This window comes from Massilia sp. NBRC 108631, from assembly GCF_059704565.1.
The window spans coordinates 1-14,976 of the sequence record NZ_BAAKJE010000009.1 but is presented as its reverse complement, the minus strand read 5'-3'; the positions used below and the strand labels follow the sequence as shown (position 1 = coordinate 14,976).

The 14,976-nt window shown below is 66.4% G+C and carries 12 protein-coding genes and 1 tRNA gene; 8 read left to right on the top strand and 5 right to left on the bottom strand.

Features of this window, described 5'->3' with window-relative positions; all coding sequences use genetic code 11:
• Positions 1–102 precede the first annotated feature (102 nt).
• The 5 genes from AC6H42_RS00605 to AC6H42_RS00585 all read left to right on the top strand — a co-directional run bounded on the left by AC6H42_RS00605 (position 103) and on the right by AC6H42_RS00585 (position 6,782).
• Positions 103–2,421, top strand: a complete 2,319-nt coding sequence (locus AC6H42_RS00605; protein WP_057153022.1) for an NADP-dependent malic enzyme — start codon at positions 103–105, stop codon at positions 2,419–2,421.
• Between the two features lie 129 nt (positions 2,422–2,550).
• Positions 2,551–3,594: a GDP-mannose 4,6-dehydratase gene (gmd, locus tag AC6H42_RS00600; protein WP_057153633.1), complete on the top strand. Its 1,044-nt coding sequence runs from the start codon at positions 2,551–2,553 to the stop codon at positions 3,592–3,594.
• Positions 3,594–4,535 carry an NAD-dependent epimerase/dehydratase family protein gene (locus tag AC6H42_RS00595; protein WP_497547137.1) on the top strand — a complete coding sequence of 314 codons (942 nt, stop codon included), beginning with the start codon at positions 3,594–3,596 and terminating at the stop codon, positions 4,533–4,535. The genes gmd and AC6H42_RS00595 overlap by 1 nt, the downstream gene beginning before the upstream one ends.
• A 5-nt stretch (positions 4,536–4,540) precedes the next feature.
• The gene (locus AC6H42_RS00590; protein WP_307188264.1) at positions 4,541–5,665 is read left to right on the top strand and encodes a glycosyltransferase family 4 protein; all 1,125 of its coding nucleotides are present in this window, start codon (positions 4,541–4,543) and stop codon (positions 5,663–5,665) included.
• A gap of 4 nt (positions 5,666–5,669) precedes the next feature.
• Positions 5,670–6,782, top strand: coding sequence for a glycosyltransferase family 4 protein (locus AC6H42_RS00585; RefSeq protein WP_057153025.1), 1,113 nt, complete (start codon positions 5,670–5,672; stop codon positions 6,780–6,782).
• Between the two features lie 3 nt (positions 6,783–6,785).
• Here AC6H42_RS00585 and AC6H42_RS00580 read toward each other — a convergent pair whose 3' ends face one another.
• Both AC6H42_RS00580 and AC6H42_RS00575 read right to left on the bottom strand, forming a co-directional pair.
• Complete coding sequence (locus AC6H42_RS00580) at positions 6,786–7,778, bottom strand: HD domain-containing phosphohydrolase (RefSeq protein ID WP_057153026.1); 993 nt, start codon at positions 7,776–7,778, stop codon at positions 6,786–6,788.
• Positions 7,775–11,353 carry an MHYT domain-containing protein gene (locus tag AC6H42_RS00575; RefSeq protein ID WP_497547136.1) on the bottom strand — a complete coding sequence of 1,193 codons (3,579 nt, stop codon included), beginning with the start codon at positions 11,351–11,353 and terminating at the stop codon, positions 7,775–7,777. The genes AC6H42_RS00580 and AC6H42_RS00575 overlap by 4 nt, the downstream gene beginning before the upstream one ends.
• Before the next feature lie 145 nt (positions 11,354–11,498).
• On the opposite strand from AC6H42_RS00575, the gene AC6H42_RS00570 reads away from it, so the two are divergent.
• Entirely contained in the window at positions 11,499–11,984 is a 486-nt protein-coding gene (locus AC6H42_RS00570) for a hypothetical protein (protein ID WP_057153028.1), read from the top strand.
• A 53-nt stretch (positions 11,985–12,037) separates the two neighbouring features.
• On the top strand, positions 12,038–12,169 hold the full coding sequence (locus AC6H42_RS00565; protein ID WP_497547135.1) for a hypothetical protein: 132 nt from the start codon (positions 12,038–12,040) through the stop codon (positions 12,167–12,169).
• Between the two features lie 23 nt (positions 12,170–12,192).
• On the opposite strand, the gene AC6H42_RS00560 is transcribed toward AC6H42_RS00565, so the two are convergent.
• The gene (locus AC6H42_RS00560; RefSeq protein WP_157200787.1) at positions 12,193–12,417 is read right to left on the bottom strand and encodes a hypothetical protein; all 225 of its coding nucleotides are present in this window, start codon (positions 12,415–12,417) and stop codon (positions 12,193–12,195) included.
• Between the two features lie 146 nt (positions 12,418–12,563).
• A tRNA-Leu gene (locus AC6H42_RS00555) sits at positions 12,564–12,648 on the bottom strand.
• A gap of 123 nt (positions 12,649–12,771) precedes the next feature.
• On the opposite strand from AC6H42_RS00555, the gene AC6H42_RS00550 reads away from it, so the two are divergent.
• Complete coding sequence (locus AC6H42_RS00550; RefSeq protein WP_057153030.1) at positions 12,772–14,733, top strand: APC family permease; 1,962 nt, start codon at positions 12,772–12,774, stop codon at positions 14,731–14,733.
• 7 nt (positions 14,734–14,740) lie between these two features.
• Here the strand turns inward: AC6H42_RS00550 and AC6H42_RS00545 are convergent.
• Positions 14,741–14,976 (bottom strand): GNAT family N-acetyltransferase (locus AC6H42_RS00545; protein WP_497547134.1); only part of this gene is annotated, 236 nt, incomplete at its 5' end.

Genomic DNA, 14,976 nt, shown 5'->3' with positions numbered 1-14,976 from the left:
TAGTTATTCTGCCGGATTCGTGAAAATACCTAGCTGACTGAAAGAATTGGTCTGATAGAATCGGAAGCTTTCCCGATAGACAAACAGGAAGGCAGCAAGAGCATGGATTCGTCATCTGATAAAAAAGAGGAATTGAGACAACAACTGCGCCTGGCCGCGCTCGAATACCACGAGTGCCCCAAACCCGGCAAAATCAGTGTAACCCCCACCAAGCAGTTGACCAACCAGCGCGACCTCGCGCTCGCTTACTCTCCCGGCGTGGCTGCCCCCTGCGAAGAAATCGTCGCGGATCCCGCTAATTCCTACAAGTACACCGCGCGCGGCAACCTGGTCGCCGTCATCACCAACGGCACCGCCGTGTTGGGCCTGGGCAATATCGGCCCGCTGGCCGCCAAGCCGGTGATGGAAGGCAAGGGCGTGCTGTTCAAGAAGTTCGCCGGCATCGACGTGTTCGACATCGAGATCAACGAATCGGACCCGGACAAGCTGTGCGACATCATCGCCTCGCTGGAGCCGACCTTCGGCGGCGTAAACCTGGAAGACATCAAGGCGCCCGAGTGCTTCACCATCGAGCGCCAGCTGCGCGACCGCATGAAGATCCCGGTGTTCCATGACGACCAGCACGGCACCGCCATCATCGTCGGCGCGGCGCTGCTGAACGGCATCCAGCTGGTGGGCAAGGACATCAAGGAATGCAAACTGGTGGTGTCCGGCGCCGGCGCGGCCGCGCTGGCCTGCCTGGACCTGATCGTCGACCTCGGCTTCCCGCTGGAAAACATCTTCGTCACCGACCTGGCCGGCGTGGTCTACAAGGGCCGCACCGAGCTGATGGACCCGGACAAGGAGCGGTTCGCGCGCGACACCCCGGCCCGCACCCTGGCCGAAGTGATCCCGGACGCCGACATCTTCCTGGGCGTGTCCGCCGGCGGCGTGCTCAAGCAGGACATGGTCAAGCAGATGGCGCCCAACCCGCTGATCCTGGCGCTGGCCAACCCGAACCCGGAAATCCTGCCGGAAGACGTGAAAGCGGTGCGCGGCGACGCCATCATCTGCACCGGCCGTTCGGACTACCCGAACCAGGTCAACAACGTGCTGTGCTTCCCCTACATCTTCCGCGGCGCGCTCGATTGCGGCGCCACCACGATTACCCGCGAGATGGAAATTGCCGTGGTGCACGCCATCGCCGAGCTGGCGCACGCCGAGCAGTCCGACATCGTGGCCACCACCTACGGCATCCAGAACCTGTCCTTCGGTCCGGAATACCTGATCCCGATGCCGTTCGACCCGCGCCTGCTGACCAAGATCGCCCCGGCCGTGGCCAAGGCGGCCTTCGACTCCGGCGTGGCCACCCGTCCGATCAAGGACCTGGAAGCCTACGCCGACAGCCTGCAGCAGTTCGTGTACCGTTCCGGCACCTTCATGAAGCCGCTGTTCGCGGTGGCCAAGCAGACCCCGGCCGAGCTGAAGCGCATCGTCTACGCCGAAGGCGAGGAAGAGCGCGTGCTGCGCGCCGTGCAGGTCATCGTCGACGAGCGCCTGGCCCGTCCTATCCTGGTCGGCCGTCCGGCCGTGCTGGAGAGCCGCATCCACAAATTCGGCCTGCGCCTGCGCCAGGGCATCGACTACGATGTCATCAACCCGGACTTCGACGAGCGCTACCGCGACTACTGGACCGCCTACTACGCGCTGGCCAACCGCCAGGGCGTGACGCAGGAATACGCCAAGCTGGAAATGCGCCGCCGCCATTCGCTGATCGGCGCCATGATGATCAAGAAGGGCGACGCCGACGGCATGATCTGCGGCACCTTCGGCACCACCGACCTGCACCTGAAGTATATCGACCAGGTGCTGGGCAAGCGTCCCGGCGCCTGCGTCTACGCCGCCATGAACGTGCTGGTGCTGCCGGAGCGCCAGCTGGCCATCGTCGACACCCACGTCAACGAGAACCCGGACGCCAACCAGCTGGCCGCCATCACCATCATGGCCGCCGAGGAAATGAAGCGTTTCGGCCTGCAGCCGCGCGCCGCGCTGCTGTCGCACTCGAACTTCGGCTCGTCCAACAGCGCCTCGGCGCAGAAGATGCGCGCCGCGCTGGCCATCGTCAAGGAACAGGCGCCGGAGCTGGAAGTGGACGGCGAAATGCATGGCGACACCGCCATGGATTCCAAGCTGCGCCAGAAGATCATGCCCGATTCGACCCTGACGGCGGACGCCAACCTGCTGGTGATGCCCAACATCGACTCGGCCAACATCGCCTACAACCTGCTGAAAACGGCGGCCGGCAACGGCATCGCGGTCGGCCCCATCCTGCTGGGCTGCGCCGCGCCGGTGCACATCCTGACCCCCTCGGCCACCGTGCGCCGCATCGTCAACATGACGGCGCTGTGCGTGGTGGACGCGGTGGCCCAGCGCAAGGCGTAAACCAACTGGTTGAGATCGCCCTGTAACGAGATGTAAGTAGTGTAAAGCCCGTCCGGCGCCAACCGGGCGGGCTGCATGTCTCTGTTACAATAACCGGCTGTCAAAGTTCTGTTGGAAAACGTGAATATCATGCAAAAGACTAAAAAAGCGCTCGTTACGGGCATTACCGGCCAGGATGGCGCCTATCTCGCAGAACTGTTGCTGGGCAAGGGCTATGTTGTCACCGGTACCTACCGCCGCACCAGCTCCGTTAATTTCTGGCGCATCGAAGAACTGGGCATACAGAATCACCCCAATTTGAAACTGGTCGAGTACGACCTGACCGACTTGAGCTCGAGCATCCGCCTGCTGCAGAACGGCGACTTCGACGAGGTCTACAACCTGGCGGCGCAAAGCTTCGTCGGCGTGTCCTTCGAACAGCCCGTCACCACGGCGGAAATCACCGGCATCGGCCCGGTCAACTTGCTGGAAGCTATCCGCATCGTCAACCCGAAGATCCGCTTTTACCAGGCGTCGACCTCGGAAATGTTCGGCAAGGTGCAAGCCATCCCGCAAGTGGAAGACACGCCGTTCTACCCACGCAGCCCGTACGGCGTGGCCAAGCTGTATGCCCACTGGATGACCGTGAACTACCGCGAGTCCTACGGCATCTTCGGCTCCTCCGGCATCCTGTTCAACCACGAGTCGCCGCTGCGCGGCCGCGAGTTCGTCACCCGCAAGATCACCGACTCGGTCGCCAAGATCAAGCTGGGCAAGCTCGACGTGCTGGAACTGGGCAATATGGACGCCAAGCGCGACTGGGGCTTTGCCAAGGAATACGTGGAAGGCATGTGGCGCATCCTGCAGGCTGACGAGCCGGGCACCTACGTGCTGGCCACCAACCGCACCGAAACCGTGCGCGACTTCGTCACCATGGCCTTCAAGGCCGTCGGCATCGCCATCGAATGGAAGGGCGAAGCGGAGCAGGAAACCGGCCACGACGCCAAGACCGGCAAAGTGCTGGTGCGCGTCAATCCGAAGTTCTACCGTCCTGCCGAAGTGGAGCTGCTGATCGGCAATCCGGCCAAGGCCACCAAGGAACTGGGCTGGGCGCCGAAAACCACGCTGGAAGAGCTGTGCCAGCTGATGGTGGACGCCGACCTGCGCCGCAACGAGATCGGCTTCTCGTTCTGATGAACGCGCCGGTGCAAGCCTTGCAACTGCTGTCGCCCGCGCAGGAAGGCGCAGGCAAGCGCGCGCTCGTCACGGGGCTGGCCGGCTTTACCGGCCAGTACGTGGCGGCCGAACTGCGCGCGGCCGGCTACCGCGTCACCGGCACCACGGTGCCGGGCCATGCCGGCGTGTCCGAGGACATGCTGGCGGTGGACCTGACCGACCGCGCCGCCGTGGCGGCCATGGTGCAGCAGGTGCAGCCGGAGGTGGTGGTGCACCTGGCGGCCATCGCTTTCGTGGCGCACGCCGACATCGAACAGATTTACCGCGTCAACGTGGTGGGTACCCGCAACCTGCTGGAAGCGCTGGCCGCGCTGGCGAAGAAACCGTCGGCCGTGCTGGTCGCTTCGAGCGCCAACATCTACGGCAACGCCGACTTGCCGATGCTGAACGAAGACGTGGCGCCGGCCCCCGCCAACGACTACGCCGTCTCCAAGCTGTCCATGGAATACATGGCCCGCTTATGGATGGACAAGCTGCCCATCGTCCTTACGCGTCCGTTCAATTACACGGGCGTGGGCCAGCACGAGAACTTCCTGCTGCCGAAAATCGTGTCGCACTTCCGCCGCAAGGCGGCCGACATCGAACTGGGCAACCTGCATGTGTGGCGCGACTTCTCGGACGTGCGCATGGTGGCGGCGGCCTACCGCCAGCTGCTGGCCAAGGCGCCGGCCGGGCAAACCTTCAACATCTGTTCCAGCACCGGCTACTCGCTGGGCGAAGCGCTGGACATGATGGGCCGCATCGCCGGCTACCAGATCAACGTGCATGTGAACCCCGCCTTTGTGCGCGCCAACGAAGTGGTGCGCCTGGTGGGCGACAACACCCGGCTGGCCGGCGTGGTGGGACAGATCGTGCCGGTGCCGCTGGAGCAAACGCTGCGCTGGATGTACGAGGCTTGAGTGTCTTGCGCATTGGCCTTTCCACCACCACTGTTGAGCCGGTCCTGACCGGCGGCCGGCTTGACGGCATAGGCGTCTACAGCCAGGCCCTGCTGCGGCATTTGCCGGCGGCCGGCTGCGCGGTGCAGGCCTTGTCGTTTGCGCCCTTCGGCCAGGGCGCCTCCGCCCTCAGCGTGGGGGCCCCCATGCCGCATTCCTTCCCGTATACCACGCTGCGCGACCTGTCCACCCCGGGCGCCGTGCGCGAGCACATGCCCAGCGTGGACCTGTACCACTCCACCGACTACCGCACCGTGCGCATGGACTGCATGGTGGTGGCCACGCTGCACGACGCGCTGCCGCTGTCGCACCCCGAATGGTGCAGCCCGCGCCTGCGCGGCCTGAAGAACTGGCTGCAGCGCAAGGCCGCGCGCAAGGCCGACCACGTGATCGCCGTGTCGCACTTCGCCGTGCGCGAGCTGGAACAGTGTTTTGGCGTCGATCCGCGCCGCATCAGCGTGGTGCACAACGGCGTCGACGAGCGCTGGCTGGATGCGCCCGCCCCCGAGGCGGTGGCCGCCACCCAGGCGCAGTACGGCCTGAAGCCGGGCTATTTCCTGTTTGTCGGCACGCTGCAGCCGCGCAAGAACCTGGGGCGCGTGCTGGAAGCCTACCTGGCCCTGCCGCCGGTGGTGCGCGCCAAGCGCCAGCTGGTGGTGGTGGGCGCGCCAGGCTGGCGCAGCGGGGAACAGCAGGCGCAAATGAAAGCGGCGGTGCAGAACGGCGAAAACGTCGTCTGGCTGGACCGCCTGACCCACGAAGAGCAGCTGCGCCATGTGTACGCGGGCGCGGGCGTGTTCGTGTTCCCCTCCCTGTACGAGGGCTTCGGCATCCCGGTGGTGGAGGCTTTCGCGTCCGGCGTGCCGGTGGTCGCCTCCAACACGTCGTCGCTGCCGGAAGTCACGCGCGGCGCCGCGCTGGAGGTCGATCCGCTGTCGGTGCCCGAGATCGGCGCGGCCATGCTGGAGCTGGCGCGCGACGACGCGCTGCGCGCGCGCTGCGTCGCCGCCGGCCGCGTGCGCGCCGTCGAGCTGACCTGGGCCGAGACCGCCCGCAAGACGGCAGCCGTGTACCACACCCTCTTATCCTGAACCTATGCGCGTCCTCCATTTCTACAAGACCTATTACCCCGATTCGTGGGGCGGCGTCGAGCAGGTGATCCGCCAGATGTGCGTGGGCACCACGCGCCTGGGCGTGAAGAACGACGTGCTCACGCTGACCCGCAACGGTGGCCCCGCGCAGATGGAGATCGAAGGCCACACGGTGCACCGCGTGCCGCTCAGCTTCGAAATCGCCTCCAACGGCATGTCGTTCGCGGCCATCCGCAAGCTCAAGCAGCTGGCGCGCGACGCCGACGTGATCCATTACCACTTCCCGTGGCCCTTCATGGACCTGGCGCACTTCATGGCGGGAATCGGCAAGCCCAGCGTGGTTACCTACCATTCGGACATCGTGCGCCAGAAAACGCTGCTGCGGGTGTACGCGCCGCTCAAGCGGCGCTTCCTGGGCAGCGTGGACGCGATCGTCGCCACCTCGCCCAACTACCTGGCCTCGTCGCCGGTGCTGGGCCGCTTCAAGCACAAGACCCGCACCATCACCTACGGCCTGGACCAGTCGATCTATCCCAAGCCTTCGCAGGCGGTGCTGGACAAATGGCGCGCGCGCTGTGGCCAGCGCTTCTTCCTGTTCGTGGGCATGCTGCGCTACTACAAGGGTCTGCACATCCTGCTGGACGCGCTGGCCGGCACCGACTATCCGGTGGTGATCGTCGGCGCCGGGCCGCTGGAGCAGGAGCTGAAATCGCACGCGGAACGCCTGGGCCTGACCCACGTGATGTTCGTCGGCGCGCTGGAGGAGGAGGACAAGGTGGCGCTGCTGGAGCTGTCCTACGCCATGGCGTTCCCGTCGCATTTGCGTTCGGAGGCGTTCGGCATTTCGCTGCTGGAGGCGGCCATGTACGGCAAGCCGATGATATCGAGCGAGATCGGCACCGGCACCACCTACATCAACGTGGACCAGGAAACCGGGCTGGTGGTGCCGCCGAGCGACCCGCAGGCCTTCGGCGCCGCGATGCGCACCTTGTGGGAGCAGCCGGAACTGGCCGCCGCCATGGGCCGCCGCGCCGCCCAGCGGTACCAGGACCTGTTCACCGCCGAGCGCATGGCGCGCAGCTACGTGGAACTGTACCGCGAGCTGGCCGGGAAATAAGCCTCAGCGCTCCGCCCAGCGCGCCTTGATCTCGACGATGGCGGGCAGGCGCTCCAGGAACAGGTCCACCAGTTCGGGATCGAAATGCTGGCCGCGCTGCTGGCGCAAATACTGCACCGCTTCCTCCACCGGCCACGCCTCCTTGTAGGGCCGGGCTGAAGTGAGCGCGTCGAACACGTCGGCAATCGCCACGATGCGGCCCTCCAGCGGAATGTCCTCTCCGGCCAGCCCGCGCGGGTAGCCGCTGCCGTCCCATTTCTCATGATGGGTGAGCGCGATATTGCGCGCCAGCGCGAGCATGCCGTGGGCGTGCTCGCCGATGATGTCGGCTCCTATCGTGGAGTGCGACTGCATGATCTTCCACTCGTCCTTGTCCAGCGCGCCCGGCTTTTGCAGGATGCGGTCCGGAATGCCGATCTTGCCCACGTCGTGCATGGGGGCGGCGTGCAACAGGTCCTCGGCGGCGATCTCGCTCAGGCCTGCGGCCAGGCCCAGCACGCGCGCGTAGTGGCTCATGCGGATCACGTGCAGGCCGGTTTCATTGTCCTTGTACTCGGCGGCCAGGCCGAGCCGCTGCACGATCTGCAGCCGCGTTTCCTTCAGTTCGTCCACCCGCACCAGCGACAGGTGAGTACGCACGCGGGCCCGTACGATGGGCGGGCTGAGGGGCTTGGTGATGTAGTCGACGGCGCCGGCCTCAAAGCCGGTGACCTCGTCGTCCGGATCGCACAAGGCGGTGGCGAAGATGACGGGGATGGCAGCGGTGGCCGGGTCGGCCTTCAGCATGCGGCAGGCTTCGTAGCCGGTCATGCCGGGCATCATCACATCCATCAGGATCAGGTCGGGCCGTTCCTGGCGCGCCAGGTCGAGGCCGCGCGCGGCGTCCTTGGCGAACAGCAGGCGGTAGTGGTCTTGCAGGATGTGGCGCAGCAGCTGCAGGTTGCTCGCTTCGTCATCCACCGCCAGGATCAGCGGCTGCAAAGGGGCTTGGTTCATTGCGGACTCTCTTGGGAATGGGGCAGCGCGTCGGCCATCACGGCGTCCAGTTTAGCCTGCGCCAGCGGGAAATCAAAATTCGCCACCGCCAGGTGCAGCTGTTCCAGCGCGGCGGGCGGCACGTGGCCTTGCACGCGGTGCGACAGGCTGGCCAGCGCCGCGTCGTCCAGCGCGCCGCGCCGCAGCGAGTGCAGCAGCCGCTGCGCATCCTCGCGCGCCGCTGCAATGTCGAGCGCCAGCGCGGCCAGTATCGGCGAGGGAGGCGCCGCCTGTCCGGCTGTCCCGGCCTGGTCCTGCTGCCGTGCGCGGATCGCCTTCAGCGCGGCGGCGAGCTGCAGTGCCGCGCCAGCCAGGGCCGCTTCCAGCGCCGCGCCCGGCGGGGACGCCGCAGCCTGGTCTTCCGCCTGTCCTGCGACCAGCTCTTCGATATCCGACAGCGCCTGCGCCAGCTGTTCCAGCCCGAGGTTGGCGGCCACGCCGCGCGAACGGTGCGCCAGCGCCTGGATGGCTGCATGGTCGCCGCTGGCGCGCAGCGCGGCGAACTGCTGCGCGCCGTTGCCGTGTTCTGTGAGGAAGTGGGCCAGCGCGGCCTGGTAGCCATGCTCGCTGCCGTCCCAGCGCCGCAGGCCGGCTGCTTCGTTGAGCACCTGCAGCCCCAGTTCAGGCCGCGCGCCGTACAGCCCTGCAGGCGGGACCGGCAGGGCGGGAAGGATGGGGGCGATGGTGGCGTGCGGCGCGGCTGGCGCATCCGGTGCGGCAACCGCGGCCTGCCCGGCAAGCGCGTCCGGCGTCGCCTGCGCCAGCACGCGCGCCAGTTCGCGCGACAGCTGCGCCCAGTCGACCGGCTTGGATGCGAAGCCGTCCATGCCGGCCGCCGAACTGGCCTGCCGGTGCGCGTCCAGTACACTGGCCGTCATGGCGATGATGGGCACCCGCCGCCGGCCCGCTTGCGCCGCCTGCGTGCGGATGGCGCGGGTGGCGGCCAGGCCGTCCATCACCGGCATCTGCACGTCCATCAGGATCACATCGAAGTCCGCGCTGCCGGCCAGGTTCGCGGCGGCGGCGCCGTCGGCCGCCGTCGTCACGCTGTGGCCGCGCCGTTCCAGCAATAGCCGCAGCAGTTCAAGGTTCTGCGCCACATCGTCCGCCGCCAGGATGCGCAGCGGCGGTAGCGCCACTGCGCGGTCCGCGAGCGCCGCCGCCGTGTCCTCCGCTGTCTCCGCCGATCCGGCCAATCCTTCGATACCCGCCGCGCCGCCTGCCAGCGCCGGTTGCGCCTGCGCCGGCACCAGCGGCAACAGCACATGGAACACCGTGCCCTGGCCCTGCACGCTCTCGGCCCAGATGCGCCCGCCCATCAGCTGCACCAGCTGCCTGCTGATGGTGGTGCCCAGGCCCGTGCCGCCATAGCGCCGCGTCATCGACGGATCGGCTTGCGTGAAGGGATCGAATATCGCCTCGAGCCGGTCCGGCGCAATGCCGATGCCGGTGTCGCGCACCGTCAGGTGCAGCTGGCCGTCGCGCAGCGCCGCATGCAGCGCCACGCCGCCGTGCGCGGTGAACTTGATGGCGTTGTCCAGCAAATTGGTCAGGATCTGCCGCATGCGCAGCTCGTCGCCGTGCAGCCGCACCGGCAACTGCGGCGCATAGCCGACCTCCATCGCCAGCCCCTTGGCGCGCGCGCTGGCGCCGCTGGTCGAGGTCAGCTCGTCGATCAGCGCCAGGAAATCGTAGTCCGCCAGCTCCAGTTCCACCGCGCCCTTGTCCAGTTTCGCCGTGTCGAGAATCTCGTTGAGCAGCCGCAGCAGCGCCCGGCCCGCGCTGCGCACCGTGTTCAGATGGCGGCGCTGCTCCGGCTGCAGCTCGGTGTCCAGCAGCACGTCGGTGAAGCCGAGGATGGAATTCATCGGCGTGCGGATCTCGTGGCTCATATTGGCCACGAAACTGGCGCGTGCGGCGGCAGCCTGCTCGGCGCGGTCCTTGGCGCGCCGCAGTTCCTGCTCCATCTGGCGCCGTTCGGTAATGTCCAGCATGACGCCGTCGATCCAGCGCACCTGGCCTGCCGCGTCGCGCACCACGGCGCCGTGCTCCCAGATCCAGCGCAGGCCGCCATCCGCATGCTGCAGGGCGTATTCGATCAGGTAGGGCTGTTCGCTGGCGATGCTCTGGTCCAGTGCCTGCACCACGCGCGGGCGGTCGGCGGGCACGATCAGGCCGGTCAGCGTGCGGCTGGTGTCCGGGCCGACGAAGTCGCTTGCCGGATAGCCGGCCACCAGTTCCACCCCGTCGCTCAGGAACACCAGCGGATGCGCACCGCCCGCCATGCAGCGGAACGAGATGCCGGGGATATGCCCGATCAGCGAGCGGAATTGCTGCTCGCTTTCACCCAATGCCTGCACCATGGCACGGCGCTCGCTGATGTCGGTGATGAACAGCACGAACAGGTCCTCGCCGCCCAGGCTGGCGTGGCCCAGCGCGCGCCGGATCGGCACCAGGCTGCCGTCCTTGTGCAGGCCGTACAGCTCCGTGCCCGCGTGGGCCTGGCGCGCCGCTGCGCTGTCGCGCTGGCGCAGGTGGTACAGCAGCCCGTCCTGCGCCGACTGCAGCGGATCGGCCACCAGCACCGCCACGTTGCGGCCGATAATCTCGCTGCGCCGCCAGCCGAAGATGCGCTCGGCAGAGGCATTGAAGTCCTGGATCACGCCGTCGCCGTCGACCGAGATCACGCCGTCCACCGTGGTGGTCAGCAGCGCGCGCATCCAGCTCTCGCTGCGGCGCAGGCTGCGGTACAGTTCGCGGTAGCGCAGCAGGCCGTAGGCGCCCGTCACGAACACGGTGAAGGCCACGGTGATGACGGAGATGGCCAGCGCCAGGAAGCCGCTGCCGGGTCCGGGCGCAGTGCCGGGCGGCGGCACGCCGACGAACCGCGCCGCCTCCATGCCGGTGTAGTGCATGCCGGCGATGGCGCAGCCCATGAACAGCGCGCTCAGCGCCAGCCGGGTGCCGTTCTTCAGGTGCAGCGCGCCGCGCAGGCCGAAGCGCACCCACAGCGCCGCCGTGCCCAGCGCCACTGCAACCAGGATGGAGACGCCAAACATCACCGGGTCGTAGCGCAGCGCCAGCGTCGATTCCATGGCCGCCATGCCGGCGTAGTGCATGGCGGCGATGCCCAGGCCGACCATCAGGCCGCCGCAGCCCAGGGTTTTGCCGGTAACCTTGCGCCGCCGCACCAGGGCCAGCGCCACGCAGGACGCACCCAGGCTGGGCAGCAGGGACAGGATGGTAAGGGTGGGTTCGTAGCTGACGCTGGTGCACAGGTTAAACGCCAGCATGCCGATGAAGTGCATCGACCACACGCCGCAGCCCAGCGCCAGGCTGCCGGCCAGCAGCGCCACGGTGCGCAGCATGCGGTGGCTGCCGCCGCGCGCCTGGCCCGCCAGCTGCAAGCCCATCCACGACGAAAACACCGCCACCAGCACCGACAGCACCACCAGCTTGAGATCGTACTGACCATAGGTCATCAGTGCCGGCTCGGCCGGCGGCGAGAACAGCTGCAGCAGGGAACTTTGGTCCATGGCGGTTGGCGATTGAATAAATCCTGTTGCAATAAATGTCAGCAACATACATTATCACATTTCCATGTGGAAATATGACCATGTGTTGCGGCTGTGCCGAATTGAATGAAGACGAGTTTTCCATTCCGGAATTGGATGAGAGCGTATGGCTGAGCTGATATGGCGAGGACAGTGCCTGGTCTGGCGCGCCACCGGCGAGGCGGACGATACGGCCGCCGCCCGCGAGGCCCTGGCGTCGGGAAAGGTCCAGGGCGTTGATGCCTGCAACATGGATTTCAAGGGGGCGACCGAATTGTTGCTGGAGCGCTTGGCTGACGACGGGAGCGCGGTGGCCGTCACGCTGCGCCCGACCCGCAAGGAGGGGCGGCGCGTCGTGACGGACCGGGATGCGGCCGCCCTCACGGTGACCTTCGCCAGCCCCATTCTGTACCAGGTGATGGAAGAAGCGGTCGCTGCCATGCACGGCCTGCGCGTGCCGGACGAACGGACCGTGCTGTGCGAAATGGCAGGCAACGCCTACATTGACGGTCTGGGCCTGGAGCAACTGCGTCCCGGCGTGCGCTATTTCTTGCTGCGCACGGCGCACTCGGTAGTGTGGGCGGCGTGCGCGGAAACGCCCGCGCTGTCATAGGCAATGCATAAGCTGGCCACGACTACTTCACGGGGCGCACAAGGCAGGATCCGATGAAGCATTACAGCGTATGCCGCGTAGAAGGCATGGGCGATGGCGACGAGGAAGAGCAGCGGCTGCTGCAAGCCATGCTGGAAGAGGCGCGCAGCTATCTGCAGGAAAATTTCTTCACCGACGAAGATTGAGGCGGCCGCCTCGCCAGGTCCGCTTAGCGGCCCCCTTCGGGACCGGCTGCCGTGCCGCTGGTGACGGTTTGCAAGTCGTATTCCAGGCGTTCCTTGCTGGTCACTTTGACGGTCGAGTCGCGGCGCGGCAGGCGGCTGCCGGTCTGGGCGTACTGCTCTTCATAAGTGGGTTTGCCTTCCATTTCCGCATTGGTGGCGCAACCGCCCAGTGCGGCCCCGGCCGCGAGCATCAGGAGTAGCTGTTTCATTGCAGTCCTTTTTGATAACTAATTAACGGAATGCAATCCTAGCATCAAACGCGGGGAAATTGCCAATATACCAAGCGCGAGGCAACAAAAAACCCGCACTGCCAGGGAAGACATGCGGGTTCTGCGCTGATGCTGTTGTGCGGTATTGGTGCCCCGGGCCGGAATCGAACCGGCACGAATTTCTTCGGCAGATTTTGAGTCTGCTGTGTCTACCAGTTCCACCACCAGGGCGGCACTGTACGCGCAAGGCATACATTATAGTCCAGCCCCGGAGAAATTGTAAGCCTGCTCACGGCCCGCCTGTGTCATCATTCTGCTTACGTACGCCAACCGCCCCCAGCCGGGGCCGAACGCATGAAAAACAAGAAGATACGCGAGATCATCCTGGGCAAGGCGCTCGACCCGATGCGCTCCGAAACCCGCCATTCGATGGCGCTGGTGGCCTTCCTGGCCTGGGTCGGCCTGGGCGCCGACGGTCTGTCCTCGTCCGCCTACGGCCCGGAGGAAACCTTCCGCGCGCTGGGCACGCACACCCACCTTGGCCTGTATATGGCGATCGCCACCGCCATCACGGTGTTCATCATCGCGCTGGCCTACAACCAGGTGATCGAGCTGTTCCCCACCGGCGGCGGCGGCTACCGCGTGGCCACCAAGCTGGTGGGTCCCTACATGGGCCTGATCTCCGGCTGCGCGCTGGTGCTCGACTACGTGCTTACCATCGCCATCTCCATCGCCTCCGGGGTGGACGCGCTGGCCTCCTTCCTGCCGCTCGGCTTCCAGCCCTACAAGCTGTGGGCCGAGGTGTTCTTCATCGGCCTGCTGATCGTGATGAACCTGCGCGGCCTCAAGGAGGCCATCCAGATCCTGCTGCCGATCTTCGTCGGCTTTGTCGTCACCCACCTGATCCTGATCGTGTACGGCATCGTCGCGCATGCGGAACACCTGCCCGGCCTGATCCCCAGCACCATGGACGAAACCGTGAGCCTGGCGCAGGGCATAGGCTGGACCGGCGTGGCCGGCATGCTGCTGCTGGCCTACTCGCAGGGCGGCGGCACCTACACCGGGCTGGAAGCGGTGTCCAACAACGTCAACCTGCTGGCCGAGCCGCGCGTGCGCACCGGCAAGATGACCATGCTGTACATGGCGCTGTCGCTGGCGGTGACGGCTGGCGGCATCATCATGCTGTACCTGCTGTGGGACGCCCAGCACGTGCCGGGCGAGACGCTGAACGCGTCCACCTTCAAGAGCATCATCAACCACATGGACCTGGGCGGGCCGGTGGTGAACCAGGTGCTGCTGGCGGTGGTGCTGGCGTTCGAGGCCGGGCTGCTGTTCGTGGCCGCCAACACCGGCTTCCTGGGCGGGCCGTCGGTGTTGTCGAACATGGCGGCCGATTCCTGGGTGCCGCACAAGTTCCGCTACCTGTCGACCCGGCTGGTGACGCAGAACGGCATCCTGGTGATGGGCCTGGCCGCGCTGGCCATCCTGTGGTGGACCGGCGGCAGCGTCACCCTGCTGGTGGTGCTGTATTCGATTTCCGTGTTCCTGACCTTCGCCATTTCGCTGTTCGGCCTGTGCCTGTACTGGGTGCGCAACCGCAAGAAGAACCCGCGCTGGCTGGGGCGCTTCCTGCTGTCGCTGGTCGGCTTCACGATCTGCGCGGGCATCCTCGTGATCCTGCTGATTGAGCGCTTCGCCGAGGGCGGCTGGGCCACCGCGCTGATCATCGGCGGCATCGCCGCCGTGTGCGTGGTGGTGCGCAACCACTACCGCGAGACCAAGCGCGCCATCCATTCGGTGGACGAAGTGTTCTCCAGCCAGCCGTTCGGCCCCAACCGCGAGCCGGTGGAGCCGGACCCGCAGGACCAGACGGCGGTCTTCATCGTCGGCAATTCGCGCGGCGGCGGTTTGCACGCGCTGCTGTGGGTGCAGCGTATGTTCCCGGGCCACTTCAAGAACTTTTTGTTCATCAACGCGCGCACGGTGGATTCGCACGCTTACGGCGGCGAAGGCGCGCTCGAGCAGATGCGCAACGAGGCGGAAACCACGCTGGAGTACTTTGTGGACTTCTGCCACAGCCACGGCATGGCGTCCTCGTCCTACCTGGGCTTCGGCACCGACGCGGTGGACGAGGTGACCCGCATGTGCGAAGAGATCAGCAACGAATTCCCGAATGCGATCTTCTTCACCAGCAAGCTCATTTTCTCCGCCGACAACTGGTTCACGCGCGCCCTGCACAACCAGGCCTCCCTCGCCATCCAGCGCCGCCTGCATCTGGAAGGCTTGCAGATGGTGATTTTGCCGATGAAGGTGTAACGCGGGCTTACGGCAGCAGCTTGCGCATGGTGGCGTTGGCCAGCAGTTCGCCGCGCACGGCGACCTGGTTGCGGGTCTCGACGGTAAAACCGTGGCGCGCGAATAGCGCTTCGGCGGTCAGGCTGACGTCCGAACGCAGCACCGCGATGCGGCGTTCGGCCGCCAGCCCGAATAAATGCCGCAGCAGCGCCTGCCCGATGCCGCGCCCGGCATACGGCGCGGCCACGAAGAACATGTCGATGT

What these genes read in the sequence shown, in the direction of transcription:
- AC6H42_RS00605 (WP_057153022.1), top strand. Translation starts at nt 103, where the DNA reads ATGGATTCGTCATCTGATAAAAAAGAGGAATTGAGACAACAACTGCGC.
- gmd (WP_057153633.1), top strand. Translation starts at nt 2,551, where the DNA reads ATGCAAAAGACTAAAAAAGCGCTCGTTACGGGCATTACCGGCCAGGAT.
- AC6H42_RS00595 (WP_497547137.1), top strand. Translation starts at nt 3,594, where the DNA reads ATGAACGCGCCGGTGCAAGCCTTGCAACTGCTGTCGCCCGCGCAGGAA.
- AC6H42_RS00585 (WP_057153025.1), top strand. Translation starts at nt 5,670, where the DNA reads ATGCGCGTCCTCCATTTCTACAAGACCTATTACCCCGATTCGTGGGGC.
- AC6H42_RS00580 (WP_057153026.1), bottom strand. Translation starts at nt 7,778, where the DNA reads ATGAACCAAGCCCCTTTGCAGCCGCTGATCCTGGCGGTGGATGACGAA.
- AC6H42_RS00575 (WP_497547136.1), bottom strand. Translation starts at nt 11,353, where the DNA reads ATGGACCAAAGTTCCCTGCTGCAGCTGTTCTCGCCGCCGGCCGAGCCG.
- AC6H42_RS00570 (WP_057153028.1), top strand. Translation starts at nt 11,499, where the DNA reads ATGGCTGAGCTGATATGGCGAGGACAGTGCCTGGTCTGGCGCGCCACC.
- AC6H42_RS00565 (WP_497547135.1), top strand. Translation starts at nt 12,038, where the DNA reads ATGAAGCATTACAGCGTATGCCGCGTAGAAGGCATGGGCGATGGCGAC.
- AC6H42_RS00560 (WP_157200787.1), bottom strand. Translation starts at nt 12,417, where the DNA reads ATGAAACAGCTACTCCTGATGCTCGCGGCCGGGGCCGCACTGGGCGGT.
- AC6H42_RS00550 (WP_057153030.1), top strand. Translation starts at nt 12,772, where the DNA reads ATGAAAAACAAGAAGATACGCGAGATCATCCTGGGCAAGGCGCTCGAC.